Here is a 24,815-nt window from a genome sequence, read left to right on the forward strand (position 1 = left end):
CTTGATTTCTATTCGGCCCATCGCTGCCCACGAATGGCAAAAGTACCGTGATATTCGTCTGCGCGCTTTAAAGGATTCACCCGACGCCTTTGGCAGTACTTGGGAACGTGAAATCTTATTGACCGACGAAAGCTGGTCTACACGCATTGCTGCGGCTGCAAAATCACCCAATAACGAGGCATTTTTCGCAGTCAGTGGCGAACAGGCGCACGGATTGATATGGGCTCAGATCTCTGAAAAGGAATCAAATGTTGCTTGCCTGTACCAGATGTGGGTTGATCCTGCAGCCCGTGGTTTGGGTGTTGGACGTTCCTTGCTCACGGAGGCGCTTGCATGGGCAAGAAAGAATGGTGCGCGACATGTTCAATTGGGCGTAACCGTCGCTGACTCCCCAGCCCTTAAGTTTTATAGGTCACAAGGCTTTCTCTCTGTTGGAAAGGCGGAGCCTTTACGTGAAGGCTCGGGTCTTATGGCTCAAACAATGGTGCTGGAACTGGGCGCTAGCGCATGACTGCTCAGTGCTGGGTTCCACCCCTGCATCGACCTAATCAGGGGATACGTAACTCAAGACGCCCGCCCTTGGCATACACCTAGCTTGAGAAGCTGTATAAATAAACAGTAAAATTGGGGCTTGATAGCTCCAAAAAAACAGGCCAAACATGTCAATAGAACTTGAACAAGAAGACGTCTCCATCTTTGAAGACCGCCTGTGGCATCACAAGGGCTGGGAAGCCCGCGTGATCAAGAATGAAGATGACGATGGCTGGGCAGTATCAATGACTCAAGACGGCCAGGCGGAACCGGCTCTGGTAGGCCCATGGACCATGGGCCGCGACAAGAAAAGTCCTAAGCCATTGGACGTGTCGGCCTTCAATACGCTGGTGAAGACTGCCAGCGAAATAATACGCAGGCATGAGCAGCACCAAGCAGCGATGCTGCACAAAACGATCGAGATTGAAGTGCGTGGACTGCGCGTCGTGGTGGCTCTCGATATTGAGCCCGATGAAGAGAATCCCACTGCGACTCTCACGGCCACTGCTGCGGATGGCAGCCAGTTGGCCAAGGTACGAGCCCGCCCCGACCAAAGCCTCACCCGTGCATCTGCGCAGCGCTGGGCAGACGCAGGCTACCCGCGCGCTAGTGATGAGGACTAAATCTCAGAATAAGGCTCTGGCTTTGGCCTCACGTTCGGTTTGGAAGTAGCGAGACCTTCACTGCTCAGAAGTGCTGAACGACTGCAACGGGTCACCACTAATCCTCCCCGATCGACTGACGTGATCTTCATGCATCAGGTTTTTCAGTCGAAAAACACATGAAAATAGCTTCCCGCGCTTATCCATAAAGCGCTGGAAGCTATCAATTCAAGAGTTCTGGTCCTTTTGCTGGCCCAGCAAGCGGCGATCCCAGTGCACCACGCCCAGCGAGATCAGGCCCAGTAATCCGCCCATGAGGCTGGCGCCGTTCCAGCCATGGTTGAGCCAGGCCCAGGAGCCCAGGGCCGAGCCAATGGAGGCGCCCAGAAAATAGGTCGTCATGTAGACGGCATTGATGCGTGAACGGGCCTCGGGTGCCAGTGCGTAGACCACGTTCTGGTTGCTGATGTGCAGCGCTTGCAGCGCGCCATCGACCACCAGCAGACCCAACATAAACCACCAGATGCTGGTGCCGCCCAGCCACAGGCACAGCCAGCCCAGCAGCATGAGCAGGGCTCCCGCCATGGTGGTGGGTTGCTCCAGCCCCTTGTCGGCCAGTCGCCCGGCCACATTGGCCATCAGCGCACCGGCAATGCCGACGATGCCAATCAGGCCGATCATCAAGTCCGAGAGCTGAAAGCCCGGCCCGGCCAGCAGCAGTGCCATGGTGGAAAACAGCACGCTCACGGTGGCAAAGCCGGTGCCGCCAATCAGCGCACGGCTGCGCAGGCGTGGGTGCTGGCGTAGCAGCTCACCCAGCGACTTCATGACGGTGCCGTAGCTCACCGATGCAACTGGCGCAGCCTTGGGCAGGGCGCGCGCCAGCAGTACAGCCATGAGAGCTGTGCAGGCTGCGCCCACCCAGTACACCGTGCTCCAGCCGCCCAGATGAGAAAGAATGCCGGCCACGCTGCGCGAGGCGAGGATGCCGACCAGCAGCCCACTCATGACCAGCCCGACTGCGCGGCCGCTGGTGCCGGGGGCGGCAAAGGTGGCGGCCATGGGCACCAGAACCTGTGCGGCGACGGAGAACACGCCAGCCATCAAAGTGCCTGCGGCCAGCAGTGCAAAACTGCCTGCCAGGCCGCTGATGCCGGAGAGCAGCATGCCGCAGGCCGCCAGCAGCATCAGGATGAGCACCAGGCGACGGCGTTCCAGCATGTCGCCCAGCGGCACCAAAAACAGCAGGCCCAGGCCGTAGGAAACCTGCGCCATGGTCACGGTGCTGGATGCCTGGGCATCGCTGATCTGCAGGTGCTGCACCATGGAGTTGAGCAGCGGCTGGTTGAAGTAATTGGCTCCTGCACACAGGCCGCAGGCCGTGGCCATGAGCAGCAGGGTTGTTTTTGAGAGAACCGTCGGAGCCGTGGTCGTGTTGTTTGGTTTCATGAGGCGCGCGGATGGATGTTGCAAGTCAGGCCGTGGTGGCCGCTCTGAGAGTTTGAGCCGGTGGCATGGCAAGGGCTGGCTGCGTGGCCGCTGTTATGGGGGCCGCTGCCGTGGCTTCCACTTCGATCAGCATGCCGGGCAAGGCCAGCTTGGGTACGGGGATCAGCGTGCAGGCTGGAAAACGCGGCCTCTCGTCGCCGGGTTCGCCACTGCCCCAGTGCTGACGCACGCTGCGTTGCCAATGTTCGAAACGCTCCAGCGAATGATCGACGATCAGCACCGTGAGCTTGAGCACATGGCTCATGTCCGCGCCACCGGCAGCCAGGGCGATCTTGATGTTGGCCAGAGCCTGCGCGGCCTGTTGGGCAAAGCTGTCGGGCAGTTCGGACTGTGCGTCTTCTCCGCCCTGTCCGGAGACGAACAGCCAGCGCAGAGGCTCCTGGACGGTGACCACATGGGTGTAGCCGTTTGGGCTGCAGTCATAAAGACCGGCGGGTTGCAGGTATTGCGCTTGTGCGCGGATCTGGGGGGTGATGCTGGGCATGGAGTCCATGGAAGTTTTTCGGGCAAACCTGCTCCGGCGAAGCCTTGCAAAGAGCGGGCTTTTGGGCGGAAGCTGCGTTGCATTGTTCAACCTCAACTAAGCTTGAGGTCAAGTGTTTTATAAGACCACTTCGGATTGCGGCGATAGCACGCCAGTCATGAACAGCAAGGAGAAGCATGGGACCGACAGTGCAATGTGAAGAGAGAGCTGATTCGGCGGAGTCCGGCAGCCGCCATCTGCCGGAGGCAGATGGGTGGCAGGAGCTGAGCGTGGGCGAAGTGGCCAGCCGCAGCGGCGTGGCGGTATCTGCTTTGCACTTCTATGAGAAGCAGGGCTTGATTGCGAGTGCGCGCACTGCTGGCAATCAGCGCCGCTATGCCCGCGCGGTGCTGCGGCGGGTTGCGGTGATCAAGGTGGCACAGCGCATGGGCGTTCCCCTGGCCGAGATTGCACAGGCGCTGGCGCATCTGCCCGGCAACCGCGTGCCCGGCAAAAAGGATTGGGCCAGTCTGTCGTCCCACTGGAAGGGCCAGCTTGATGAGCGCATTGCCACGCTGACCCAGCTCAGGGATCAGCTTGACTCCTGCATAGGCTGCGGTTGCCTGTCCCTCAAGGTCTGTCCGCTGCGCAATGAGCAGGATTGCCTGGCCGGGCAGGGGGCCGGTCCGCATTTCCGATAAGCGGTTTTAGAGCTGCTCTTAGTTGCGTGGAATAGGCAGAACGCGGGCGCGTATGCACAGCAGACCCAGAGAGGTCGTCAGCAGGCCCAGACAGACGCAAAAACCTATCAATGCGCCTGTCAGGCCGATATGGTCAGACAGCCAGCCCATGCCCAGAATAGGCACGATGGTGCCCACATAGCCAATGACCAGATAGGTGGATAACAGGCCGGTGCGGTTGGCGGGTTTGGAGACTTTGTTGACGATGGACATGCCTGCCAGATTGCACAGCGCATGGCCGCAGGCCATGCTCATCACGCAGAGAACAAACAGCGCCGTCGAGCTTGCAAAGGTGTTGAAGATGAGCAGTGCATTGGTGGCGGTCAGCGCGAAGAAACCGGCGATGGCTACGCTTTTAGTGGCGTACGGGCGCGCAATCAACTGAATGCCGGCGGACAGAAACAGGATGATGCCGATCGAGAGGCCCGAAACGGCAGGCCCATGCCAGGGGACCATCTTGGCCATGAAGCTGGGGGCCATGGCGGCAAACAGACTGAACATGCCAAAGGCGGAAAACGCAGCCATGCAGCCCAGCGCGTAGTGATAAAGAAAGGGCTTGCGCGGCTGGGAGATGCTGGGCAGCACATCTTTGAGAGACAGGCGGGGGGCATCGCTGGGCGAAGGCTCTGAAGTTGCTGGCAGCTTGATCTGAAACAGTGCGTAGATGCCCAGAAAGCTCAGCACGATGGGGGGCAGATAGCTGGTGACAAGTGGGTGCGGCACCCATTGCGCCATCAAGCCGCCAACCACGGGGCCGAGGCCAAAGCCAAAGGCAATCGTCAGGCTGGTGGTGGCGGCGGCGCGTTGCAAGTCGCCTTTGTTATTGAGCTGGGTCATGCCCACCGAGGCTGATGTTGTGATCAGCCCGGACGCCAGACCAATGATGAAACGGCAGACGCCCAGACTGACGGCATTCCAGGCCATTGCCGAGCCCATGACGCCCACCGTCATGATGATAAGCCCCATGCGCAGCACCTTCAGAAAACCAAAGCGGTTCGTCAGGCGTCCCAGAAACAGCAGGCTGATCAGTGCGCCCAGCATATAGGTCACGAAGATCTGCGTGATGTGGCTGGGCTGCAGCCCCCAGGCCTGCTGGTAGAGGGGGTAGAGCGGGCTGGCAAGGGCCGTTCCCATGACGCCTACGCACATGGAAAAGCACACCCAAGCATAGGGGCTCAGACGAGATTGCATTTTTGAACTACTTGGTAAGGCAGGCGTTTTGCGTACCCTGCATGGGGAAATCAGCTTGACCTAAAATTATTAAAAATGACTTATTGGTCAACTTTATGAATTCTAGAAAAGGATTTCAACGCATGGTTGAGGCTGATGCATCCGTCCCTTGCACAGACCCGGATATTGGCAATGCCGAGCAGGCCAGACGTCGCACGCGCGGCCCCAGTCTCGACAAGACGGCGCAGACCCGCCAGCAAATTACCGAGGCTGCGCTGGCGGAGTTTGTCGAGGTTGGCGTAGCCCGCAGCACCATGGATCGCATTGCACGCCGCGCGCAGGTGGCCAAGGGGACGCTGTACCTGTACTACCCCTCCAAGGACGAATTGCTGCGCGGGGTGGTGGAGCATGCACTCAGGCACTCGGCCGTCTATACGGCGCTCAAACGCAGAAAAGGCGAGACCGTGCGAGCCTTTTTACGCCGCAGCTTGCTGCCTACGATGGAAGCGGTGGAAAACAGTGAGCGTGGCCTTCTGGCGCGGCTGGTGCTCAGCGAAGCCAGTCATGCCCCCGAGCTGGCCCGGCTCTACAAAGAACTGGCTTTTGATGCATGGCAGACCTATGTGCAGGACTTGCTGAAGCTGGCGGTGAAGGAGGGGGAGCTCAAGACCCGCTCCGTCAGTCGCAGCGCACAGTTGCTGGCCAGCCCGTTCTGGATGGCGCTGGTGCACAACAGTCTGCTGGCCCCTGATGCACCGCAGAAGCTGGCACTCAAACCTCTGGTCGAGCTACTGATTGATAACCTTTTTTCCACATCGACGGGCGACAATGCAACCGTTAAAAGCCAATGAGCGAACTGTTATGAAAACTGCCTTGAAGATCACCGGGAAAACAGGCCTGAGCGCCACGCTGGCTGCGCTGCTGCTGATGGCGCTGCCCGGTTGCAGCTCCGTGGGGGCGGGCATTGGCGTGGGTATTCCGATTGGGCCTTTTTCCGTCGGCGTGGGTCTGGGTAGTGGCGGCCTTAGCGCAGGTGTAGGCACAGGCATTGGCCCGGTGGGCGTAGGTGTGGGTGTCAATCAGAGCGGGCAGGTTCTGGGCAGTGCTGGTGTGGGCGCATCCACAGGCGTGGGCGGTGCCAGCGTAGGTGTCGGCGTTGGCACTTCGACGGTGCTGCATGACCCGAATAGACCTCAAGCCGCAGAGGTGCAGGCGGCACCAGTTTCAGCACCTGTTTCCGCTCCTGCACAAGGTGGAGAGGCCGTGCAATGGCGTGATGCGAGAGGGCAACTTGTGCCTGAATGCCGTGTGCAGGGGCGCTGCTAAGACCCGCTAAAGCAATAAAAGCAATAAAAGCAACAAAGAACAACGGGCCGTAGAGGCCCGTTGTTCTTGCTGCTGACTTTGCGAAATTGATGGCGCTAATTGATGGCGATTAGTGCTGGTGCTTCATGTGTGCGATGAAGGGAGCTTCTTCTGTAATGACAGGCTGGAATGGCGTGGCAACAGGGTCAAAAGCGCGAATGCTGGGAGCAGGCTTGGAGCTGCCTGCCATGCCGATGCCGCTGTTGTTGGCATTGACGTTGCGGCGCGAGTTGAGCACCAGACTGCCCCAGTCGTTATGGTCGTTCAGGATGCTGTGGGAGCCCGAGTTGTTGAGATCTTTTATCAGTGGTGTTCGGTCGTCAATACCATTGCCGCTCCAGTCCGCGAAGTAGCCGTTGGCAGAGCCTCGTCCGATGAGCAGAGTTTCCAGCAATGCATCTTCATTCAGGGGCTGGCTGCTGCCATCGGAATAATCAATTTTGAAAGTGAGCGAGTGAGGGCCATCGTCCAGTTGTGATTCTGGGAAAGGATTGCTCTTTGTGTAGCCATTGGCAGACTGATTTTGATAGTTGGTCAACCAGTAGTAATAACGCTGCGTCACGCCCATGCCCTGGGAGTTGGGAAGTCCTGTCATCTGGTAGAAATAATTCATCACGCTGTAGTAGTTGGGCTTGTTGGTTGCATCTTCATTGCCGCCATGGCGCAGGCCCAGGGTGTGACCCAGCTCATGCATGATGGTGGAGGCCTGATAGTTCATCAGACGCGAGGAGCCAGCTGTCAGGCCCCATCCGCCTAGCGTGACCATGAAGTCATCCCCCAGAAACTCAGCAGAACCAGAGGCTGCACCGCTGCCGTTCGGTGCTTGCGAGTTGGCCATGAGCAAGTAGCGAAATACGGGCTTGCGGCGAATATCGAGGTGGACCGATTTGATGGCGTACAGACTGGAGCAACCGGCGGTGAGCTTGCTGGAGACAAGCAGTTGCGTGCAGGTTGCGTGGTTGCGTTGGTGGCTGACGTCACCACTGAGGTTGTGCTTGCTGGCATCTACGCTGGCGGCAAACAGATTGCCCACATCAAAGTGGACGGCGATATTGCGCTTCTGGAAGGCTTGAACAATTTTGTCCAGCGCACCCGCCTGTGGTTTGACGCCGGCGTCGGTGCTGTTCAGATAGTCCACATGAATGAACAAGTCGCGCTGACCCTTGCGTGCGCCCATGGCATAGAGATCCTGGCCGGCATAGGTGCCGCCCGCTACCTTGGCAGAGTCGGGGATGCCGTCGTTATCGCTGTCGGTGACGCCCTCAGGCACGTCATTGATGCCGCCGGGTGTTGTGAAGTTCACCTGGGCCCAGTCGCTGGCGGTACGAGTCTGACGGAAGCTCGCAAAGGGGCGAACAATGGCAGTGTTGTAGCTGTTGGCAGTATTGCTCATGGCTGGAACATTGATGCCGCCCCAGGCGCTGGCGGTGACGGGTTTGGTGGTGCTGCTGCCAAAGGCGACAAAGTCTACGGTGGAGCCGGATGCAATCAGCTCGACAAAGCCTGAGTCGCCTTGCCAGTAAGGCACCTGATTTTGCGCGTTGGAGATATAGACGTTGCTGGACGTGTTCTGCAAATCAGCAGAGACACGCGAGGCGATTACGACATAGTCGTTGGGCTGCAGAGTCAGCTGGGGCAGGGCGAAGGTGGCTGTTGCGGTACTGGCCTGGGTGCTCAGATTGAGTGCGGGAGCGCGCAGGCTGTAGTTGCTCAGCTCAATGCTGGCACCAGAGTTGTTGTAGACCTCAATCCAGCTGACGGAATTGCTGTAGTAGTTGTTGGCAATTTCGCTGATGAAAACACCCGTTGGAGCGGAAGCCGGGACTGGCATAGACCCCATCTTGTTCGATGGCGCAGGAGCTGGTGCTGGTGTGTCGGAGGACGCTGGTGCTGGTGCTGGTGCTGCAGCCGCGGTTCCCGTGGTGGTGGAGCCCGATGTAGCTGAGGGGCTGCCACCGCTGTCACCACCGCCGCCGCCACCGCAGGCAGTGAGCAATGCGGCCAGAGCGACTGGGCCAAGCTGGCGCGTGACTGAATGCCAAGAAGAATTCATGAATGCTCCCCCCTACTTTCTGTTCGGTTTCTGTGAATGAAACCAATGTAGGTAGCCACTCGCTTCTTTCGGGTAGGAAGCTCTGCAGGGCTTTTTGTGGGAAGTCGAAGGCTGGTGCGCTGTGTTCTAGCTGACGCGATGTAGGCCTGATCTGGGGTCTTGTAGAGAAATGCTTTATCTATGCGGCTTTGCTGATTGATAGATAAAGAGGTAAGTGCTTGTCGTTAAAGGATTCTGTTGATTCGAGGTTTCAAGTCCTTGTGAGGTGATGCATTTCACTGCTTTGAAGCACTGGCTTGAGTGCTGATTACATTCATACCCAATTGATGGATTTGCTGACATTGCGGTTGTAACGACACCTGCCATCAAAAAAGCCCAGTCCGTGGGTCACGGGCTGGGCTTGAAAGGCATGGGGGCGTTGGGTTGAGCGGCTGGCTCAGGCGTATAGCGGCTCTTGCTGCATGGCTTCGATTTGCTCGTTGAGCATATCCACCTGACCCTGCCAATAATCCAGTGTGCCAAACCATGGGAAATTGATGGCGAAGATCGGGTCTTGCCAGCGGCGCGCCAGCCAGGCGCTGTAGTGCAGCAGGCGCAGGGTGCGCAGCGGCTCGATCAGGGCCAGCTCGCGCCGGTCAAAGCTGCGGAACTGTTCATAGCCTTCCAGCAGGGCTGAGAGCTGCTGGGTCTGCTGGCCTCGGTCACCCGAGAGCAGCATCCACAGATCCTGCACGGCGGGGCCGCTGCGGGCGTCGTCCAGATCGACAAAGTGCGGGCCACCGTGGCCCTCGTCGTTCAGTGGTGTCCAGAGAATATTGCCGGGGTGGCAGTCACCGTGCAGGCGAATGGCGGTGGCAGATTGCAAGCCAAAATGGCCTGCAGCGCTTAATCCATCAGCGGCAGGTGCTATTAAAGACAGAGCTTTCTCGCAGGCTTGTTGCCAGCGGTTGCGAACCTCCAGCGCCACGACTTCATGCTCCAGCAGGTAGTTCATGGATTCGTAGCCAAAGCTTTTCAGATTGAGCGCCGGGCGATGGGCAAAGGGTTGGGTGGCACCCACGGTGTGAATGCGCGCCAGAAAGCGGCCAATCCACTCCAGCACCTCCCAGTCATCCAGCTCGGGCCTGCGGCCGCCGCGCCAGGGGCTGATGCTGAACAGAAAGCCACTGTGCTCGTGTACGGTCTGGCCTTGCAGAACCAGCGGGGCGACCACGGGCACTTCCTTGTCAGTCAGCTCCTGCGAGAAGGCATGCTCCTCCTCAATCTGCGCGCGGCTCCAGCGGCCGGGACGGTAGAACTTGGCCACGACCTTGTCGCCATCATCCAGATGCGCGAGGTAGACGCGGTTTTCATAGGAGCTGAGGGCCGTGAAGCGTCCATCCGGCACAAGGCCCGTGCTGCACAGCGCATCCATCACGCAATCCGGCGTGAGGTCTGCATAGGGGTGAGAGGGGTCTTGGGTATCGCTCATGCCAGCATTGTCATGCGCAAACCGGCCCTTTTTGGCTGGATGGGATTGCGTTCATACGCTCAGTGCTGCTTTTGTTTTGCTAGCGGCTAGCGCCTGTCTGCATTGGGCTGGCTGCTCAAAAGACTCTTGCTTTGCGCTGAAGCTGGCACACTCGCTGTCATGGATGTGAGCCCAGAACTGTCAGAGCCCTGTGAGGATAGAGATTTTGCCGAATGGCATCAGGGCTGCCCGTGGTGCGCCGTCTGGGTCGTGATGCTGGAAGATGCGGCACTTGCGCAAGTGCTGCAGCAGGCCAGAGCCAGTCTGGGCGATGCCTTGTTGCCACGTTATGCGCGCCAGCCGCATATCACGCTGGCCTATCGCGGGTTATGCCAGGGCGGCGCTGCACATGTAGCGCAGGAATATGACGCACAGGCGCTGCGAGCTGATGTGGCTTTGCTGCAAAAACTGAAGCAGCAACCCTTTGCTGTGCAAGTGGTGGGGGTGAATAGCTTTACCACCGTGCCATATCTGAGTGTGAAGGGTGATGAGCCCGCTTTGCAGCGCCTGCATGCAGCGCTGGTGCCCGAGGAGCCTGCGCCGGGCTGGCGCTATCTGCCCCATGTGACCATTGGCCACTATGCCAAGCAACGGCCTTTGCGCGAGATGGTCAAGCAGCTGGATGCGCTGGGGCAGGGCTTGCCCGAAATCACGGTCACGCAGCTGGCGCTGGCCCGCTATGCGAGTGCAGATATTGCAGGGCCCCTGACGCTGGAAGGCGTCTTTGAGCTGGACACCGGGCGCTACGTTGCAACCCCCGATGCCCTGTGGCGTGACTTTACCTAGCGGGTTTTAGGCGAGAGTCAGCGTCACGTCGATATTGCCGCGCGTGGCATTGGAGTAGGGGCAGACCTTGTGAGCAGCGTCCACCAGTTGCTGGGCAGCGGCCTTGTCCATGCCGGGCAGGCTGATCTTCATGCGTACGGCGATGCCGAACACTTCACCCACGGGGCCCAGATCCACTTCAGCGTCCACAGACAGGTCGGCGGGCAGAGTCACGTTCTGGCGAGGAGCCACAGCCTTCATGGCACCGATAAAGCAGGCGGAGTAGCCGGCAGCAAACAGCTGCTCGGGGTTGGTGCCCTTGCCAGCGCCGCCGGGGGAGGTCAGCTGGATGTCCAGACGGCCATCATCCGTGCGCGAAGCGCCTTCGCGGCCGCCGGTAGTGTGGGCGTGTGCGGTGTACAGAACCTTGTCGAGTTGGGCCATGTTGATCTCCTTGGGTTGGTGAAAGGCATACGCTAACCCATGTTGATGACGCCAGCCGTCTGCGGGGGTGAGGGCGCTTGTGCGGAGAATGCATGAATCCGCACAAAATCTGCCGCTAGCTCTTTTGTATCAAGCGCTGGTAGCTATGGTTTTTGATGATTCGACCTCAGTCTTCGTAGGGGAGATTTTCGGGGTCTGCACCCACAAAATCCGGCGCTGGCGTGCTGTGCAGTTGCAGCGCCCAAATGTCTGTGTGGCCCTGTGCCAGCCGCTTGACGGCGCGGTGCATGCCGTCCATCAAGCGGCCTTCGGCGTCTAGCAGGATGGGGTAGGCGGTGTCGGCCGCCTCGACCAGCTTCAGGTGCTCGGCAATTGCGCGGGGTGTGGGCTCGTCGCCCGGCCCGCTGAACCAGTAGCGCTGATCCAGCTCGGCAATCTCAGACAGCGCAATCCAGCGCGGTTGTACTTGTTGCTGGGCGGCCAGAGCGATGAGCTTGCGCACATCCCAGGCCAGCAGCCCTTGCGGGCTGGGGCGAAGGTGGTATTGGGGGCGTAGATTCACGCCCTCATTGTTTCATGAGCGTATCGGCCAGCGCCTGGTACATGGGCAGGCTGGTCGGATCGATGCCGGCGTTGCCAGCAATCGGGTGGGATGCATAGCGCACCACCACCATCTGGGCCTTGGGATCGATATAGTTGGCCTGGCCGTGAATGCCGCGCGCCATATAGGCCCCGTTGGGGTTGTGCGAGACCCACCACATATTGCGATACGATCAGCCTGGCCCGGCCTTGACGAACCGGGCCGGGCCCCCAGCACCAGATGCACAGACACAGCTATGCCACTGCCAACGTCTGCGGGCACCCCAGCTCATTGACCCAGCGCTCAATGGTTCTGGACATGACCCGCTTGTCCAGTCGCTGGACTCCCATGATCAGGGGCTTGTTTGGTTAATCACCACCACCAGGGTTAGGGGGGAGTTGACCTGGAGGGCCCGCCGGGCCTTGAGGACCCACCTCACCAGGAGCTCCGGGAGCCCCCGTCGCTCCTGGTGCACCCGCAGCCCCTGCTGCCCCCGCTGCTCCTGCAGCGCCCGCGGCACCAGCAGCCCCCGCCGCTCCTGGAGCGCCCGCAGCACCCGGAGCCCCTGCAGCACCCGGAGCCCCTGCAGCACCTGGCGCCCCTGCGGCACCCGCAACACCGGGAGCCCCGGCAGCACCCGGTGCACCCGCAGCACCAGGGGCATTGGCCAACACCCCCGAGCTGGGCAGGTCGCGCAGGTCACGCACCCACTGCATGGTGACGTAGTCTTCACGATCACGGCGCACCAAAGATTTATCGCCGCCACCCAGGGCAAACCGCAGGCCCACGTTCAGACCAAAGTTGCGGTCACGCCCGATGGACGCATCGGCATAGACCGAGGCGGTGTTGCTGCCAAAGGCCTTGAACTGGTGCTCCACGCCACCCACCACGTAATCGCGGCCCCAGGATCGACGCATCCCCATATTGAGTTTGGTGTTCTCTTCGGGGTAAAACGCCACGCGAAGATCTCCAAACGTTTTGCTGTTCAGGCGACTGATGTGCTCCCGTCCCACGATGCCTTCAAAGCTCACGCGCTCCGATAAGTACCACTGGCCTTCCACGCCGAGCTTGGTCATGGTCATGCCTGCGCGCTGGCTGTCCGTCGCAAAGCTGCCGGTTCCCACGCCCAGACCGGCATACAGACCCACAGCGCCCTGCTTGGGGTCGCGCCAGAAAAGGTGGGCGCCCAGACCCATGAGTCCGTTGCCCTTGTTCGTGCCGCCCACCAGCACATCCGTCTGAAAGCCCATGTTGTTGCTCAGCGGTGCCGCCCACGAGCCACCGACATGACCCGAGCCACTGCCCACACCATTCGTGCGACCGCCGCCCGCCCCAGCCTCCAGGCGCATATTGGAGCGCGAGACCGCAGTGGTGCTCGGTGGCGCAATACCGGCGGGCTCTTCAAAAATGCCGCGTGCGGTATCGACCTTGCTGACCGGTGCTTTTAATTGCTGCTCATTGAGCTTGGCGTTGGCGGTCTTGAGGTCGACTTCCAGCTGTGTCTGGCGTGCCCGGAGATCCTCAATCATGCGCAACAGCTCTGCGGAGGTCGCCGCCTGGGCTTGCAAAGTGACCATGGAAGTCCCCAGCAAAACAGCGCAAAGATGGGGAATATATTTTTTCTTGAACGTCGGAAAAGACATGCTGATTGAATCCTTATGAATGACGTTGGGGCCGGTATATGCCGCGTGCTCCAGGCGAAATTGACGTCTTGAAAACGCCGCAAATATTTTTCTTATTGCACGGTTCGGATGGTTGCATGAAAGGCTTTGATGGAGTGCTAAGTGACTGATGTATAGACAAAAAATCACAATCCACTGATGCGTGGATGCATCAAGCCGGTGGCGTTATTTGCATCAAACGCTCTCTGCTGCCCGGTCACTTCGGGCGATGAATCAGCCCCCGCATTTCAAAGCTCGCTATGGAAAAACAGCGGCAGGCAGTGCAGCGCTGTGCGCAAGGCGTGAGCCGCGTTGACCACCTGGATCGACAAGCGCAGACAAGGGTTTTTCGCTGCCAGCGGCAAACGTGGGCGTAGGTGGGCGCAGCCCGCAGTTTTAGGATGCTGCGATTCGGTTCTGGCTGACCCTCAAGGATTTGTTCGGTCTGGCGTTGCACCAGACGATGGGCTTTGTGCAATCCCTTTTGCAGTTGTCAGGACTGGGTTTGCCAGCATCCGACCTCAGTTCAGAGTTTTTGTGCAGCCATCCTCAATCAGTTCACTGATACGGGTCGCCCGCAGAAGGTTGCAGTGGCATAGATGCCTCTGAGGTTGGGGGTAATTCAACCCAAATTGGATAGATGCAACAGCGCTGAAAATCTCTTGAAATTCATGACTGCCCATTTCGAGCGGTTTTATCTGCCCGTAAAACGTGCGGGACGTTTTTCAATGAAGGAGCGCACGCCTTCGGCTGCGTCTTCGCTATTTGCCAGGCGCTGCTGCACGGGGATGAAGTCGGCCACGGCGGCAGCCTGACCCAGCTCGATGGCCTTGAGCACATTGAGGCGGGTGGCCACCACGGCTTGCGGGGCTTGCAGGGAGATGCGTTCTGCAATGCGAAAGGCCTCGTCCAGCTCTTGCCCTGTGGGCACCACTTTCTGGACAAAGTTGCAACGCCAGGCTTCTGCCGCATCAAAGGGGTCTCCGGTCAGCAGGTGCAGCATGGCATTGCCCACGCCTGCGCGCTCGGCCATGCGCAGCGTGGCTCCACCGGTAGGCATGATGCAGCGCTGCACCTCCATCTGCGCAAAGCGGCAGTCGTCAGCGGCGACCACAATGTCTGCGCCCAGCATCAGCTCAATGCCTACGGTAAAGCAGATGCCTTTGACGGCAGCCACCATGGGCTTGGCGCGGCGGCGGTAGCCGGGCAGGCCGTAGTCATGCGGCTCCACCAGCCCGGGTGGAATGACTTTCTGGCCAGTTTTCATGAACTCGGCGATAAGGGGCAGATCAAGCCCCGCCGTGAAATGTTCGCCAAAGGCGTGGAGCAGGCCCACGCGCAGCTCGGGGTCATCGTCCAGCCGGGTGTAAGCCTGGGCCAGTTGCTGGAACATGGCGGGAGTCCAGCCATTGCGCTTGGCTGGGCGGTTGATGCCGATCAGCAGCACATGGCCACGAACTTCACAGGAAATACAGCCCTCTGGCGGTGGGCTGGGAATGTCGATTTGCATGGTGAATCTCCTGCACAAAACGATAGACCTCAGCGCTTGCGCTAGCAGTCGCGTACAGGACGATTCATTGCTTGCAGCGCTAGGTGTTAACGCCAGCGCCTTGCACGCAGCTATGCTTTGGGCGTGACCCTAAGAATTGAAAAAAAGATGCCAGAAGCGCCGCACCGCCAACTGTTCAGAGACTACCCGCTGGATGGCGCGCTGCTGCGTTTCCACCCGGCAAGCGGAACCAACATCCGCATTGAAAATGCGGAGACCCGGCATCTGCAGCGCGTGGCACCCCGGGTGGCCATGTTTGGTATTACGAATAAATGCAATCTGAGCTGCGATTTCTGCTCACGCGATGTGCAGCGCGAGAGCGCATGGACACTCAATTCCGCTTCGCAGGTGCTGCAAGATCTGAGCGCTGCCGGTGTGCTGGAGGTGGCGTTTGGCGGCGGCGAGCCATTTGCCTTTCGCGGCTTTGCCGATCTGGTTCAGCAATTGCATGAAACCACGCCACTGGCGCTGAATGTCACCACCAATGGTCTGCTGATTCGACCCGGAACTTTTGCGGCGTATGCGGGTTTATTGGGGCAGGTGCGTATCTCTCTTTATGACGACCCGCGCTGGCGCGATACGGCGCAGGTTTTGTCTAGCTATGGGCAGAGATGGGGTGCGAATCTATTGATCGATGCCGCGGCCCTGACGACGTTGCCCACTCTGTTAGCGGAGCTGACAGCACTGGGTTGCCACGATGTGTCGCTGCTGTCGTATATCGGCGCCGATATGCACAGGCATCTGACGGCGCAGGGGCGGCTGCAACTGGCGGCCATCGTGCAGGATGCGCCACTGCCTTGCCGTCTGTCGGTGTGCTTTGGCAACACCGTGCCTTTGCCCCGTTTGTTTGATGGTGCGGACGGCAGCGGGGACTGCGGGGCGGGCGTGGACTTTGTATCCATTACCCCTGATCAGCGTATGCAGGGCTGCTCGTTTCACGATGGAGGCTTGCCCGCGCGCAATGCGCAGGAGATTTTGGCGGGCTGGCAGCATCAGCGATCGCGTCTGGCGCAGCCCAGTCTGCGCCATGGCTGTGCGGGCCGCAAACGGGCTGGTTTGCCGCACGGGCAGCGCGCCCAATCCGAGCCTTCCATATCTTCACCTTCTGTACGGGTGTGGCAGGCGTTTTCGGGCAATAACAGCGGCGAATGCGTGATGGTGGCTCAATTCGACACCATTGGCGACGCCAACAACTATTTGGCCCAACTGCTGCCGGCCTGGAAGCCGGAAGCAGACTATGCACCTGAATGGCAGCAACTTTTTCAGGCGCAGGCCGTGGCCGGGCCGGGGCTGGCCTATGGTGAGATGCCGCGTGACTTGCTGGCCATTGGCCGATCGGTGCTGGCAATGGGTTACGGTCTGGAAGACCAATTCCCCGAGCTGCGGGCGCTGGCCTGGAAGCAGGGTGCAGCGTCGATGTCCGGTGGCATACACAGCCATGAGGTGACGCTACTGGCGGCAGTGCGCACCGCCAGTGCCGATGAGGCCCGCAAGCTCGCCGCAGTCGAGTGGGCGGATGAATTCCCTGCTCGGCCATTCATTTATGGCGATACGCTGTTGCTGGTCATGGGGCTGATGGGGCAAGAGGGCGAGCTGGAAGCCTGCAAGCGCAGTCTGGAAGCCTTGGCGGATGGGCGCCCTCTGGCCGTTGAAGTGCACTCGGACATTGTCAGCAGCGAGAGCATGCTGGAGGTGATGAAGCGATTGGGTGCGCAAATCCACCAGACGCCGAGGCTGGTGCTGCAGTTCTGGGGCGGAGACCCTGCTGTGGCTCAGAAAAAAGCCGCACATTTTGCCCAGATGGTGACTGAGGCTGAAGTGACCGTGGCGGCTGCCTGTGTGCTGATTTCAGGCCTGAGCCGGCGCAAGCGGCTTGCGGTGCTGGCGTATCGCCAAGGGGCGACGGTCGGGGCTCTGGATGCTGCCGAGCTGCAGGTGAGTGCGCGGCTCGTGTTGCCGGAGCTGCCCAAGCAAAAGGGCAAGCGTGTGGTGCAGCCATCCATCGACATTGAGCTATTGCAGGATGAACTGCGACTAAGCCTTTGGCCCGGCGTGCCGCTGCAGGTGGAGCAGGGCTACCGAGGCGCAGCCCAGGTGAGTGTGACCAGCACCCAGCCTGAGCGGGTACTGGAGACCTTGAAGCAAGCGGCGCAAAGACTGGGGGCCACAACCCATTTCTGGGTCAGCGAGCCTCAGGCTCTGGCGATGTCCGTGCGCCGTCTGCTGGCAGAGGTTCGGGAGTGATGTGAATGTGATGTGAATGGGCCTTGCTGGCCCCTCCGCCTCCTGACCCTGCCAGTGGTCGCAGATCAGTAGGTGTAGACGCCCTGACCGGTCTTGCGGCCCAGACGGCCAGCGGCCACCATTTCGCGCAGCAGGAAGCAGGGGCGGTACTTGCTGTCGCCGAACTCCTTGAGGTAGACCTCCATCACGGCCAGGCACACGTCCAGACCAATCATGTCGGCCAGAGCCAGCGGGCCGATGGGCTGGTTGCAGCCCAGTTTCATGCCGGCGTCTATGTCTTCAGCGCTGGCCGTGCCTTCGCTCAGCACCTGGAAGGCTTCGTTGATCATGGGCACCAGAATGCGGTTGACCACAAAACCGGGCGCGTTCTTGACGGTGATGGGCGATTTGCCCAGTGCTTCAGCCATGGCCTTGACGGCATCGTGCGTGGCGTCAGAGGTCTGCAGGCCGCGAATGATCTCCACCAGAGCCATCATGGGCACGGGGTTGAAGAAGTGCATGCCGATGAAGCGGTCGGCGCGTTGCGTGGCGGCGGCCAGCTGGGTGATGGAGATGGACGAGGTGTTGGTCGCCACGATGACTTCGGGGGCCACCAGCGCATCGACCTGCTTGAGGATCTTGACCTTGAGCTCGTAGTTCTCGGTGGCGGCTTCGATTACCAGTTGGGCGGCCTTCAGGTCGTCGTAGCTGGTTGAGACTTTGATGCGGGAGAGCGCTGCGGCCTTGTCAGCTTCACTGATCTTTTCTTTCTTGATCAGGCGGTCCAGGCTGCCAGCCACGGTGGCCAGGCCTTTTTGCACGGCGGCGTCAGAGATATCGACCATCACCACATTGATGCCCGATACGGCGCATGCCTGTGCGATGCCGTTGCCCATGGTGCCTGCGCCGATGATGCCTACAGTTTGGATTGCCATAATTTTTGTCTCCATTCAGATAAGTGCGATTGAACGGGAAAATGGTATCCCGGTTCTGAGCGGGTTTGGCCCTTGTCGGGCATCTGCGGCGTGATATGAACCTGCAGGGGCTGAAAAATTTCCGCACGACCGTGTTATTGCGCATTCCAGCGCCGGGACAGATTCTCCAGAATGGGCGCTCAAAGCGGGAGGCTCTATGCGCGACTATGTGGTGATCGGCGGCGGCTCGGCAGGTTCGGTACTGGCTGCACGCCTGAGTGAAAACCCAGCCGTCAGCGTCACGCTGCTGGAGGCCGGGGGCGAAGACAAAAGTGTGCTGATTCACTGCCCAGCCGGCCTGGCACTGGTCGCCAAGCAAAAAACGCTGAACTGGGCTATGGAGACCGTGGCCCAGCCCGGACTGAATGGCCGCAAGGGCTACCAGCCACGCGGCAAGGTGCTGGGGGGCTCCAGCTCTATCAACGCCATGATTTATTCGCGTGGCCAGCCTGCGGACTATGAATATTGGAGCGCTCAGGGCAATACCGGCTGGGGTTGGAGCGATGTTTTGCCTTATTTTCAGAAGTCCGAATGCAACACGCGTGGCGCGGATGGTCTGCATGGCGGCAGCGGCCCGCTGCATGTGTCCGACCTGCGTGACCCCAACCCGCTGGCGCAGGCCTTTGTGCAGGCGGGCGTGCAGGCAGGCCATGCGCACAACACAGATTTCAATGGGCTCAATCAGGAAGGCGTGGGCCTGTACCAGGTCACGCACCACAACGGCGAGCGCTGCAGCGCGGCCAAGGCGTATCTGACGCCGGTGCGCAGCAGGCCCAATCTGCAAGTCATTACCGGTGCGCAGGTGCTGCGGGTGCTGATGGAGGGGCGCAAGGCGGTAGGCGTGGAGTATGTGCAGGGCGGACAGGTGCAACAGCTGCGTTGCAACCGCGAGGTCTTGTTGTGCGCGGGCGCGTTGCAGTCACCGCAGCTGCTCATGTTGTCTGGCATTGGGCCGGGCGAGCATCTGCAGCAGATGGGGATTGAGGTGGCAAATGACCTGCCTGGCGTGGGTGAGCATCTGCATGACCACCCCGATGTGGTGCAGGTGGTGAATGGCCCGCAGATGACGGACAGCTTTGGTATCTCGCTGACGGGTCTCAAAAACGTCTGGCAGGGTGTGAGCCGCTGGCGCAATGAGCGCAGAGGCATGCTGACCAGTAACTTTGCGGAAGCAGGCGGTTTTATCCGCAGTCAGCCGCAAGAGGAGGCGCCTGATCTGCAGCTGCATTTCGTGGTCGGCAAGCTGCTGGATCACGGGCGCAAGACGGTGCTGGGCCACGGCTACTCTTGTCATGTCTGTATCTTGCAACCCAAGAGCCGAGGCCGGGTGAGGCTGGCGGCGAACGAGGCGCAGGCCTTGCCGTTGATAGACCCCGCCTTCTTTGCCGATGCCTACGATATGCAGCGCATGGTGCGCGGCGTGCATCGCATGCGTGAGATTCTGAGTCAGCCGGCGCTGGCTGGGCTGGGTGGGAATGAGTTAGAGCATTCAGCTCAGGCGCGCAGCGATGTGGAGATTGAGCAGTTCATCCGCAATTACGGCGACACCATCTACCACCCCGTAGGGAGCTGTCGCATGGGGCCGGGGCCGCTTGATGTCGTCGATGCCCAGTTGCGCGTGCATGGTGTGCAGGGGCTGCGAGTGGTAGATGCCTCCATCATGCCGCGTATTGTGAGCGGTAATACCAATGCACCCACCATCATGATTGCCGAGAAGGCGGCGGACTTGATCAAATTGACGGCGTAAACGGGCGACGTAAATGGGTGTTAGGTCTCAGAGGACAGAGTTGACTCCGCACCGTCTTGAGACGGGGGTGTCAGGGTGATGAATTCAGTGCGTCCGCGGCCCAGTTTTTTGGCCTGTTGCAAGGCGATGTCAGCTTGCTTGGTCAGCTCGTCCAGCTTCAGGCCTTTCCATGCGCTGGGCGCGAGTGCGCAGCCAGCACTGAAGTCTAGATCGACCTGCAGCTCATACTGAGCCCCCATCTGAATGGCGGACTTGATGCGGGTGAGCAGGGCGCGTGCCCCTATCTGGTCTGCATGAAGCAGCAGGCAGAAAGACTCGCCTTGCCAGCGAGCGACTAGCTCGTCGCCACGCATCTGTTTTTGCAGAGTACGAGACATCAACTGCAGGGCTTCATCGCCCGTTTGATAGCCATGACGCTTGTTGACGCGGGAGAAATGGTCCATGTCGATCAGAATCACCGCCAGAGGCAGATTTTCGCGCAGTGAGCGGTGAAGCATGAAGCGTGCCTGATTCTTGATCGCCTGGCGCAATGGCAAGCCTGTCAGGTTGTCGTCGGGTGCATTCGTCTGTAGCTCTTCATCACGGCAGGCCATCAGTATCGACACGAAGCACAGGCCGCTGAACACTGGCATTAACCAGGATAGCATGAGGTGAGGGGTGGGTTCCTCCGCAAAGCTGTGCAGCCATGAGGCAGGCAGTGTGTAGTAAGCACGGGTTATCAGGATCAGTGCAACGCACAGCCCTGCGCCACAGAAAAGATAGCGCCACGCTTTGGCAACCTTGGTGCGGGGGGAGAGCGCCATGCTGATCACGGCAATGAGACTCAGGCTATAACCGATGTCGAACCATGCCACCTGGTAAGGCTTGTTTTGACTCAGTGCCATGACGCCTGCTAGCGTGAGGAGGCACAAGACAGGCAAAGCCATGGTGAGTGCTTTGCAGCGTTGTCCTACCCAGCCTTTAATTGCCTTGTGCAATTGCCATAGAGCCCCCAGGGCCGCGGCCGTCGCGAATGTAGACAGCAGTGCATTCCAGCCAAAAGACGCGACTTGCTCCGCGCCGAATACGAGCAGCCAGGAGAGCCCCTGCAACAACAGAAATTGTTGAGCATTGAGGGCGGGGCGGCTCATCTTCTGACTTTGGCCCATGAACCATGGCAGGGCAAAAGCGATCGTCATGAGATTGACGGCCACCATGAGCGCCAGGGAAAACTGATCTACATCGTGCATCGAGGGAAATTACTGGAAGGCCACTTCGTCAAAGCTGCGTAGTTTGCGACTATGCAGACGATCGGAGCCACCTTCTCGCAGAATCTCTACTGCACGCATGCCGATACGCAAGTGCTGATCCACGCGTTCGCGGTAAAAATGATTGGCCATGCCGGGCAGCTTGATTTCGCCATGCAGTGGCTTGTCGCTCACGCACAGCAAGGTACCGTAGGGCACGCGGAAGCGGAAGCCATTGGCGGCAATGGTGGCCGACTCCATGTCCAGCGCCACGGCGCGGCTCTGGCTGAAGCGGCGCTGGGGAAGGTTGTCGGGCAGCAGTTCCCAGTTGCGGTTGTCGGTGCTGGCCACGGTGCCGGTGCGCATGATGCGCTTGAGATCGGGACGCTCCATCTGCGTGACATCCGCCACGGCCTGCTGCAGGGCGACCTGAATTTCGGCCAGGGCCGGAATTGGTACCCACAGCGGCAGCTCTTCGTCCAGCACATGATCTTCACGCACATAGGCGTGGGCCAGCACATAGTCGCCCAGTTGCTGGCTGTTGCGCAGACCTGCGCAGTGGCCCAGCATCATCCATGCGTGGGGGCGCAGCACGGCGATGTGATCGGTGATGGTCTTGGCGTTGGCCGGGCCTACACCGATGTTGACCATGGTGATGCCACTGTTGTCGGCGCGCACCAGGTGGTAGCCGGGCATTTGCGGCAGGCGGGGCGGGGCGGTGCCCAGCTCGTCCACGGCTTCGGCAGGCAGGCCTTTGCGGCGCGTGATGACGTTGCCGGGCTCGACAAAGGCGATGTAGTCGCTGTCTTCGTTGGCCATCTCGGCATGGCCGAGACGGATGAATTCGTCGATATAGAACTGGTAGTTGGTGAACAGTACAAAGTTCTGGAACCACTCGGGCGCCGTACCTGTGTAGTGGCGCAGGCGGTGCAGCGAGTAATCCACACGCGGAGCGGTAAACAGCGACAGCGGCAGGGCCTCGCCCGGATGGGGGCGCCAAGTGCCATTGGCAATGCCGTCGTCCATCGATTCCAGATCAGGCAGATCAAACACATCGCGCATCAGCATACGGCGCTCGGGTGAAAGCGAGCCTTCGATATGGTCGTTATCGGCAAACGAGAAATGAATCGGGATGGGCTTGTCGCTCAGACCCACCTCGATGGCTACCTGGTGATGCAGGATCAGCAGACGCAGCTGCTCGCCGAAGTAGTTGGCGAAGAGATCGGGCCGGGTCAGCGTGGCTTCATAGGTGCCTGGGCCTTCCACAAAGCCATAGGTCAGTTTGGTGTCTGCATGGGCCACGGTGGTGGTCTTGATGCGCACAAACGGGTAGTAGGCGTGGATGGGGGCGGCAGGCGTTTCACCCGCCACAAAGCGCTGCATGGCTGCGCGCAGGTGCTCGATTTGCTCTCGGTACAACTGCTGCACATGGGCCAGAGCCTGGGGTGCATCGGTATGGAACATGCTGCTGCTTTTATGCGAGGGTGTCGGTGTATTGATGGCCATGTACGCTATTGTCTTTGTAGCATTTGACAGTGTTGCGACATCCATGCAGCTGCGCGATCGGCAGGCATTGGCGCAGACACCAGAAACCCCTGCATCATGGCACAGCCCATCTGACGAAGCATGTGCAATTGCTCGGGGCTTTCCACGCCTTCGGCCAGAATTTCGAGATGCAGGCTTTGGCCCATCTGCACGATGGCGTTGACGATGGCGGCCGCATCGGGGTTGTGCGGCAGGTCGGAGACGAAGGATCGGTCGATCTTGAGCCGGTCTATGGGGTGCTTGCGCAGATAGGCCAGCGACGAATAACCGGTGCCAAAGTCATCAATCGCCAGCCCCACACCCAGTGCCTTGAGTGCATGCAGGGTCTGCTGCATCTGCGTGCCCGAAAGCATGAGCGTGGTCTCGGTGATCTCGATATGCAAATAGCGAGCATCCAGCCCCGTGTCGTCCAGCACCTGTGCCACTTCCTGCACTACATCGCGCTGGCGGAACTCTTGGGCGGACAGATTGACGGCCACAGGAATGGGTAGATAGCCGTCATCCTGCCAGGCCTTGGCCTGACGGCAGGCCTGATTTAGCACCCAGCGGTCAACCGCCGCGATCAGGCCCCGGTTCTCGGCAAAGCCAATGAATTCATTGGGTGAAACCAGACCTCGATGCGGGTGCTTCCAGCGCACCAGCGCTTCAAAGCCCGCCAGCTCGCCGCTTTGCATCAAGGTTTGAGGCTGGTAGTGCAGCTCAAACTCACCTCGCTCAACGGCATTGCGCAGCATTTGCTCCTGCATCAGCATGCGCGTGGCCCGCCCTTCCAGCGCGGGGGTGTAGAACTGCGAGAAGCTACGGCCACGGCCCTTGGCCATTTGCAAGGCGGCTTCGGCATTGCTCAGCAGTGCCTCGGGGCATTCGCCGTCCTTGGGGTACATGGCAATGCCTACGCTCAGCGAGACGTTCAGTTGAGTGCCTTCGACCTGATAAGGGGCTTCTACTGGCGTTCGCAGCTGCGCAACCAGCGCCTCGGTTTCCAGCAGAGTCGGGTTGTCGTGCAGCACGATGACAAAGTCATCACCGCCGACACGGGCCACGATGTCCTGTGGGCGCAGGGCTGACTTAATGCGCTGAGCCAGTTCGCACAGCAGCAAGTCGCCCGCGCGGTGGCTGAGCGAGTCGTTGACGGATTTGAACTGATCCAGATCCAGCGACAGCACGGCCAGCCGTGATTGCTGATCTGCGGCCTTGGCAATTGCATCGCTTAGCAAATGGTTCAGGCGTGCCCGGTTGGGCAGATGCGTCAGCAAATCATGCTGGGCCAGAAAATCAATGCGCTGGCGGGTTTGCAGCCTGTCCGTCATATCGCGCAGAACGACGATGCGGTGGCTGTCGTCCTGCCCGGGCATGGTCTTGGCCTCGATCTCTACGGGGATATGTAGGCCGCTTTTGTGTACGGCAATGGATTCATAGCGCTCTTCACTCTCGCTGCGCAAGTTTTGCAGGGCGCGCAGACGGACTTCAGGGGCCACGTAATCAAGAATGGCGGTGCCGCGCAGCTCGTTGATGGTGTAGCCGGCCAGGCGCGCCAGGGCGTCATTGCCATCCATGATGATGCCGTCGCGGTGCAGCACGATGGCTTCGGTGGTGATGGCGGCAAATTTGCGCATGCGCTCTTCGCTGTCACGTATTTGCTGGGTCACCTGATGGTGGTGACTCACATCGGTCATCAGCGCTACCAGCCCCCTGAGCACGCCATTTTCTTCATGAGGGCGCAGCACGGCTTCAATATGCTGAACCTTGCCGATTTCATTCTTGAACTGGCGCGTGTAGCGCATGGTCTGGGTGTTGTCCACAGCGACAGGGTCGAGATACGGTTCTATCTGCGTCCAGACCAGCTCCCCCACAATCTCTTGCACATCAAGGCCGACAATGCTTTGCGGCGTGTAGCCAAAGTGTTCGGCATAGTGGGCATTGGCAAAGCGACAGGTGCGGGTGTCGGCGTCAAAATAGGCCAGCATGGCAGGTGCCGTATCTGCGACCAGCCTCAGAATGGCATCCTCATCTCCCGATGGCTGAGCTATGAACTTGTCAGGCATGCGCCTCCCTCATTTTTGGGAGTATTTATATAGGAATCGGTTCGGCCTCGGTGGATTCGGGTCTCCGATAGACAACGATTCTTGATTTTGCCAACACCATTGCTTACATCTTT

At 59.8% G+C, this 24,815-nt stretch carries 22 protein-coding genes and 1 pseudogene; 9 read left to right on the forward strand and 14 right to left on the reverse strand.

The window, feature by feature from the left end:
- The first annotated feature begins 1 nt into the window (after position 1).
- Positions 2–511: a GNAT family N-acetyltransferase gene (locus RSF91_RS02795; protein WP_332566974.1), complete on the forward strand. Its 510-nt coding sequence runs from the start codon at positions 2–4 to the stop codon at positions 509–511.
- A gap of 148 nt (positions 512–659) precedes the next feature.
- Positions 660–1,154 carry a hypothetical protein gene (locus RSF91_RS02800; RefSeq protein WP_332566975.1) on the forward strand — a complete coding sequence of 165 codons (495 nt, stop codon included), beginning with the start codon at positions 660–662 and terminating at the stop codon, positions 1,152–1,154.
- A 207-nt stretch (positions 1,155–1,361) separates the two neighbouring features.
- Here the strand turns inward: RSF91_RS02800 and RSF91_RS02805 are convergent, their stop codons facing one another.
- Entirely contained in the window at positions 1,362–2,582 is a 1,221-nt protein-coding gene (locus RSF91_RS02805) for an MFS transporter (protein WP_332566976.1), read from the reverse strand.
- 25 nt (positions 2,583–2,607) lie between these two features.
- Entirely contained in the window at positions 2,608–3,135 is a 528-nt protein-coding gene (locus RSF91_RS02810; RefSeq protein WP_332566977.1) for a RidA family protein, read from the reverse strand.
- A 167-nt stretch (positions 3,136–3,302) separates the two neighbouring features.
- Here RSF91_RS02810 and soxR point away from each other — a divergent pair, with 167 nt between their 5' ends.
- Complete coding sequence (soxR, locus tag RSF91_RS02815) at positions 3,303–3,806, forward strand: redox-sensitive transcriptional activator SoxR (protein WP_332566978.1); 504 nt, start codon at positions 3,303–3,305, stop codon at positions 3,804–3,806.
- An 18-nt stretch (positions 3,807–3,824) separates the two neighbouring features.
- Here the strand turns inward: soxR and RSF91_RS02820 are convergent, their stop codons facing one another.
- Positions 3,825–5,036: an MFS transporter gene (locus RSF91_RS02820; RefSeq protein WP_332566979.1), complete on the reverse strand. Its 1,212-nt coding sequence runs from the start codon at positions 5,034–5,036 to the stop codon at positions 3,825–3,827.
- Between the two features lie 122 nt (positions 5,037–5,158).
- Between RSF91_RS02820 and RSF91_RS02825 the strand changes: the two genes are divergently transcribed.
- On the forward strand, positions 5,159–5,866 hold the full coding sequence (locus tag RSF91_RS02825; protein ID WP_332566980.1) for a TetR/AcrR family transcriptional regulator: 708 nt from the start codon (positions 5,159–5,161) through the stop codon (positions 5,864–5,866).
- Between the two features lie 10 nt (positions 5,867–5,876).
- Positions 5,877–6,341, forward strand: a complete 465-nt coding sequence (locus RSF91_RS02830) for a hypothetical protein (RefSeq protein WP_332566981.1) — start codon at positions 5,877–5,879, stop codon at positions 6,339–6,341.
- Positions 6,342–6,450: 109 nt separating this feature from the next.
- Here the strand turns inward: RSF91_RS02830 and RSF91_RS02835 are convergent, their stop codons facing one another.
- Together RSF91_RS02835 and RSF91_RS02840 are read right to left on the reverse strand one after the other, a co-directional pair.
- The gene (locus RSF91_RS02835; protein ID WP_332566982.1) at positions 6,451–8,433 is read right to left on the reverse strand and encodes a lamin tail domain-containing protein; all 1,983 of its coding nucleotides are present in this window, start codon (positions 8,431–8,433) and stop codon (positions 6,451–6,453) included.
- A gap of 436 nt (positions 8,434–8,869) precedes the next feature.
- Entirely contained in the window at positions 8,870–9,904 is a 1,035-nt protein-coding gene (locus RSF91_RS02840; RefSeq protein ID WP_332566983.1) for a serine/threonine protein kinase, read from the reverse strand.
- Positions 9,905–10,063: 159 nt separating this feature from the next.
- Between RSF91_RS02840 and RSF91_RS02845 the strand changes: the two genes are divergently transcribed.
- The gene (locus RSF91_RS02845) at positions 10,064–10,729 is read left to right on the forward strand and encodes a 2'-5' RNA ligase family protein (protein WP_332566984.1); all 666 of its coding nucleotides are present in this window, start codon (positions 10,064–10,066) and stop codon (positions 10,727–10,729) included.
- Between the two features lie 6 nt (positions 10,730–10,735).
- Here RSF91_RS02845 and RSF91_RS02850 read toward each other — a convergent pair whose 3' ends face one another.
- From RSF91_RS02850 to RSF91_RS02865, 4 genes and pseudogenes are all read right to left on the reverse strand, one after another.
- Positions 10,736–11,152 carry an organic hydroperoxide resistance protein gene (locus RSF91_RS02850; protein ID WP_099735550.1) on the reverse strand — a complete coding sequence of 139 codons (417 nt, stop codon included), beginning with the start codon at positions 11,150–11,152 and terminating at the stop codon, positions 10,736–10,738.
- A gap of 166 nt (positions 11,153–11,318) precedes the next feature.
- A complete protein-coding gene (locus RSF91_RS02855) occupies positions 11,319–11,714 on the reverse strand; it encodes a hypothetical protein (RefSeq protein WP_332566985.1) in 396 nt (131 codons plus the stop codon).
- Between the two features lie 4 nt (positions 11,715–11,718).
- A pseudogene (locus RSF91_RS02860) lies at positions 11,719–11,958 on the reverse strand (6-aminohexanoate hydrolase); the annotation flags it as partial.
- A gap of 142 nt (positions 11,959–12,100) precedes the next feature.
- Complete coding sequence (locus tag RSF91_RS02865) at positions 12,101–13,309, reverse strand: hypothetical protein (RefSeq protein ID WP_332566986.1); 1,209 nt, start codon at positions 13,307–13,309, stop codon at positions 12,101–12,103.
- A 493-nt stretch (positions 13,310–13,802) separates the two neighbouring features.
- Here RSF91_RS02865 and RSF91_RS19800 point away from each other — a divergent pair, with 493 nt between their 5' ends.
- Positions 13,803–13,958: a transposase gene (locus RSF91_RS19800; RefSeq protein ID WP_442878793.1), complete on the forward strand. Its 156-nt coding sequence runs from the start codon at positions 13,803–13,805 to the stop codon at positions 13,956–13,958.
- Positions 13,959–14,087: 129 nt separating this feature from the next.
- Here RSF91_RS19800 and RSF91_RS02875 read toward each other — a convergent pair whose 3' ends face one another.
- Complete coding sequence (locus RSF91_RS02875) at positions 14,088–14,903, reverse strand: crotonase/enoyl-CoA hydratase family protein (RefSeq protein WP_332566987.1); 816 nt, start codon at positions 14,901–14,903, stop codon at positions 14,088–14,090.
- Between the two features lie 147 nt (positions 14,904–15,050).
- Between RSF91_RS02875 and RSF91_RS02880 the strand changes: the two genes are divergently transcribed.
- Positions 15,051–17,186, forward strand: a complete 2,136-nt coding sequence (locus tag RSF91_RS02880; protein ID WP_332566988.1) for a radical SAM protein — start codon at positions 15,051–15,053, stop codon at positions 17,184–17,186.
- A gap of 65 nt (positions 17,187–17,251) precedes the next feature.
- Here the strand turns inward: RSF91_RS02880 and RSF91_RS02885 are convergent, their stop codons facing one another.
- The gene (locus RSF91_RS02885; protein ID WP_332566989.1) at positions 17,252–18,100 is read right to left on the reverse strand and encodes a 3-hydroxybutyryl-CoA dehydrogenase; all 849 of its coding nucleotides are present in this window, start codon (positions 18,098–18,100) and stop codon (positions 17,252–17,254) included.
- A 196-nt stretch (positions 18,101–18,296) separates the two neighbouring features.
- On the opposite strand from RSF91_RS02885, the gene RSF91_RS02890 reads away from it, so the two are divergent.
- A complete protein-coding gene (locus RSF91_RS02890; RefSeq protein ID WP_332566990.1) occupies positions 18,297–19,886 on the forward strand; it encodes a GMC family oxidoreductase in 1,590 nt (529 codons plus the stop codon).
- Positions 19,887–19,906: 20 nt separating this feature from the next.
- Here the strand turns inward: RSF91_RS02890 and RSF91_RS02895 are convergent, their stop codons facing one another.
- The 3 genes from RSF91_RS02895 to RSF91_RS02905 are packed head-to-tail and all read right to left on the reverse strand — an operon-like array spanning position 19,907 to position 24,702.
- The gene (locus RSF91_RS02895) at positions 19,907–21,082 is read right to left on the reverse strand and encodes a GGDEF domain-containing protein (protein WP_332566991.1); all 1,176 of its coding nucleotides are present in this window, start codon (positions 21,080–21,082) and stop codon (positions 19,907–19,909) included.
- 42 nt (positions 21,083–21,124) lie between these two features.
- The gene (locus RSF91_RS02900) at positions 21,125–22,576 is read right to left on the reverse strand and encodes an AMP nucleosidase (RefSeq protein WP_332566992.1); all 1,452 of its coding nucleotides are present in this window, start codon (positions 22,574–22,576) and stop codon (positions 21,125–21,127) included.
- 47 nt (positions 22,577–22,623) lie between these two features.
- On the reverse strand, positions 22,624–24,702 hold the full coding sequence (locus RSF91_RS02905; RefSeq protein WP_332566993.1) for a putative bifunctional diguanylate cyclase/phosphodiesterase: 2,079 nt from the start codon (positions 24,700–24,702) through the stop codon (positions 22,624–22,626).
- Positions 24,703–24,815: the final 113 nt, after the last annotated feature.

The organism is Comamonas sp., assembly GCF_036643215.1.
GTDB lineage: Bacteria > Pseudomonadota > Gammaproteobacteria > Burkholderiales > Burkholderiaceae_C > Comamonas.

Bases quoted from the DNA above. Each gene is read 5' to 3' on its own strand.
- RSF91_RS02800 (WP_332566975.1), top strand. From the start codon at position 660: ATGTCAATAGAACTTGAACAAGAAGACGTCTCCATCTTTGAAGACCGC.
- RSF91_RS02805 (WP_332566976.1), bottom strand. From the start codon at position 2,582: ATGAAACCAAACAACACGACCACGGCTCCGACGGTTCTCTCAAAAACA.
- RSF91_RS02810 (WP_332566977.1), bottom strand. From the start codon at position 3,135: ATGGACTCCATGCCCAGCATCACCCCCCAGATCCGCGCACAAGCGCAA.
- soxR (WP_332566978.1), top strand. From the start codon at position 3,303: ATGGGACCGACAGTGCAATGTGAAGAGAGAGCTGATTCGGCGGAGTCC.
- RSF91_RS02820 (WP_332566979.1), bottom strand. From the start codon at position 5,036: ATGCAATCTCGTCTGAGCCCCTATGCTTGGGTGTGCTTTTCCATGTGC.
- RSF91_RS02825 (WP_332566980.1), top strand. From the start codon at position 5,159: ATGGTTGAGGCTGATGCATCCGTCCCTTGCACAGACCCGGATATTGGC.
- RSF91_RS02830 (WP_332566981.1), top strand. From the start codon at position 5,877: ATGAAAACTGCCTTGAAGATCACCGGGAAAACAGGCCTGAGCGCCACG.
- RSF91_RS02835 (WP_332566982.1), bottom strand. From the start codon at position 8,433: ATGAATTCTTCTTGGCATTCAGTCACGCGCCAGCTTGGCCCAGTCGCT.
- RSF91_RS02840 (WP_332566983.1), bottom strand. From the start codon at position 9,904: ATGAGCGATACCCAAGACCCCTCTCACCCCTATGCAGACCTCACGCCG.
- RSF91_RS02845 (WP_332566984.1), top strand. From the start codon at position 10,064: ATGGATGTGAGCCCAGAACTGTCAGAGCCCTGTGAGGATAGAGATTTT.
- RSF91_RS02850 (WP_099735550.1), bottom strand. From the start codon at position 11,152: ATGGCCCAACTCGACAAGGTTCTGTACACCGCACACGCCCACACTACC.
- RSF91_RS02865 (WP_332566986.1), bottom strand. From the start codon at position 13,309: ATGGTCACTTTGCAAGCCCAGGCGGCGACCTCCGCAGAGCTGTTGCGC.
- RSF91_RS02875 (WP_332566987.1), bottom strand. From the start codon at position 14,903: ATGCAAATCGACATTCCCAGCCCACCGCCAGAGGGCTGTATTTCCTGT.
- RSF91_RS02880 (WP_332566988.1), top strand. From the start codon at position 15,051: ATGCCAGAAGCGCCGCACCGCCAACTGTTCAGAGACTACCCGCTGGAT.
- RSF91_RS02885 (WP_332566989.1), bottom strand. From the start codon at position 18,100: ATGGCAATCCAAACTGTAGGCATCATCGGCGCAGGCACCATGGGCAAC.
- RSF91_RS02890 (WP_332566990.1), top strand. From the start codon at position 18,297: ATGCGCGACTATGTGGTGATCGGCGGCGGCTCGGCAGGTTCGGTACTG.
- RSF91_RS02895 (WP_332566991.1), bottom strand. From the start codon at position 21,082: ATGGTGGCCGTCAATCTCATGACGATCGCTTTTGCCCTGCCATGGTTC.
- RSF91_RS02900 (WP_332566992.1), bottom strand. From the start codon at position 22,576: ATGTTCCATACCGATGCACCCCAGGCTCTGGCCCATGTGCAGCAGTTG.
- RSF91_RS02905 (WP_332566993.1), bottom strand. From the start codon at position 24,702: ATGCCTGACAAGTTCATAGCTCAGCCATCGGGAGATGAGGATGCCATT.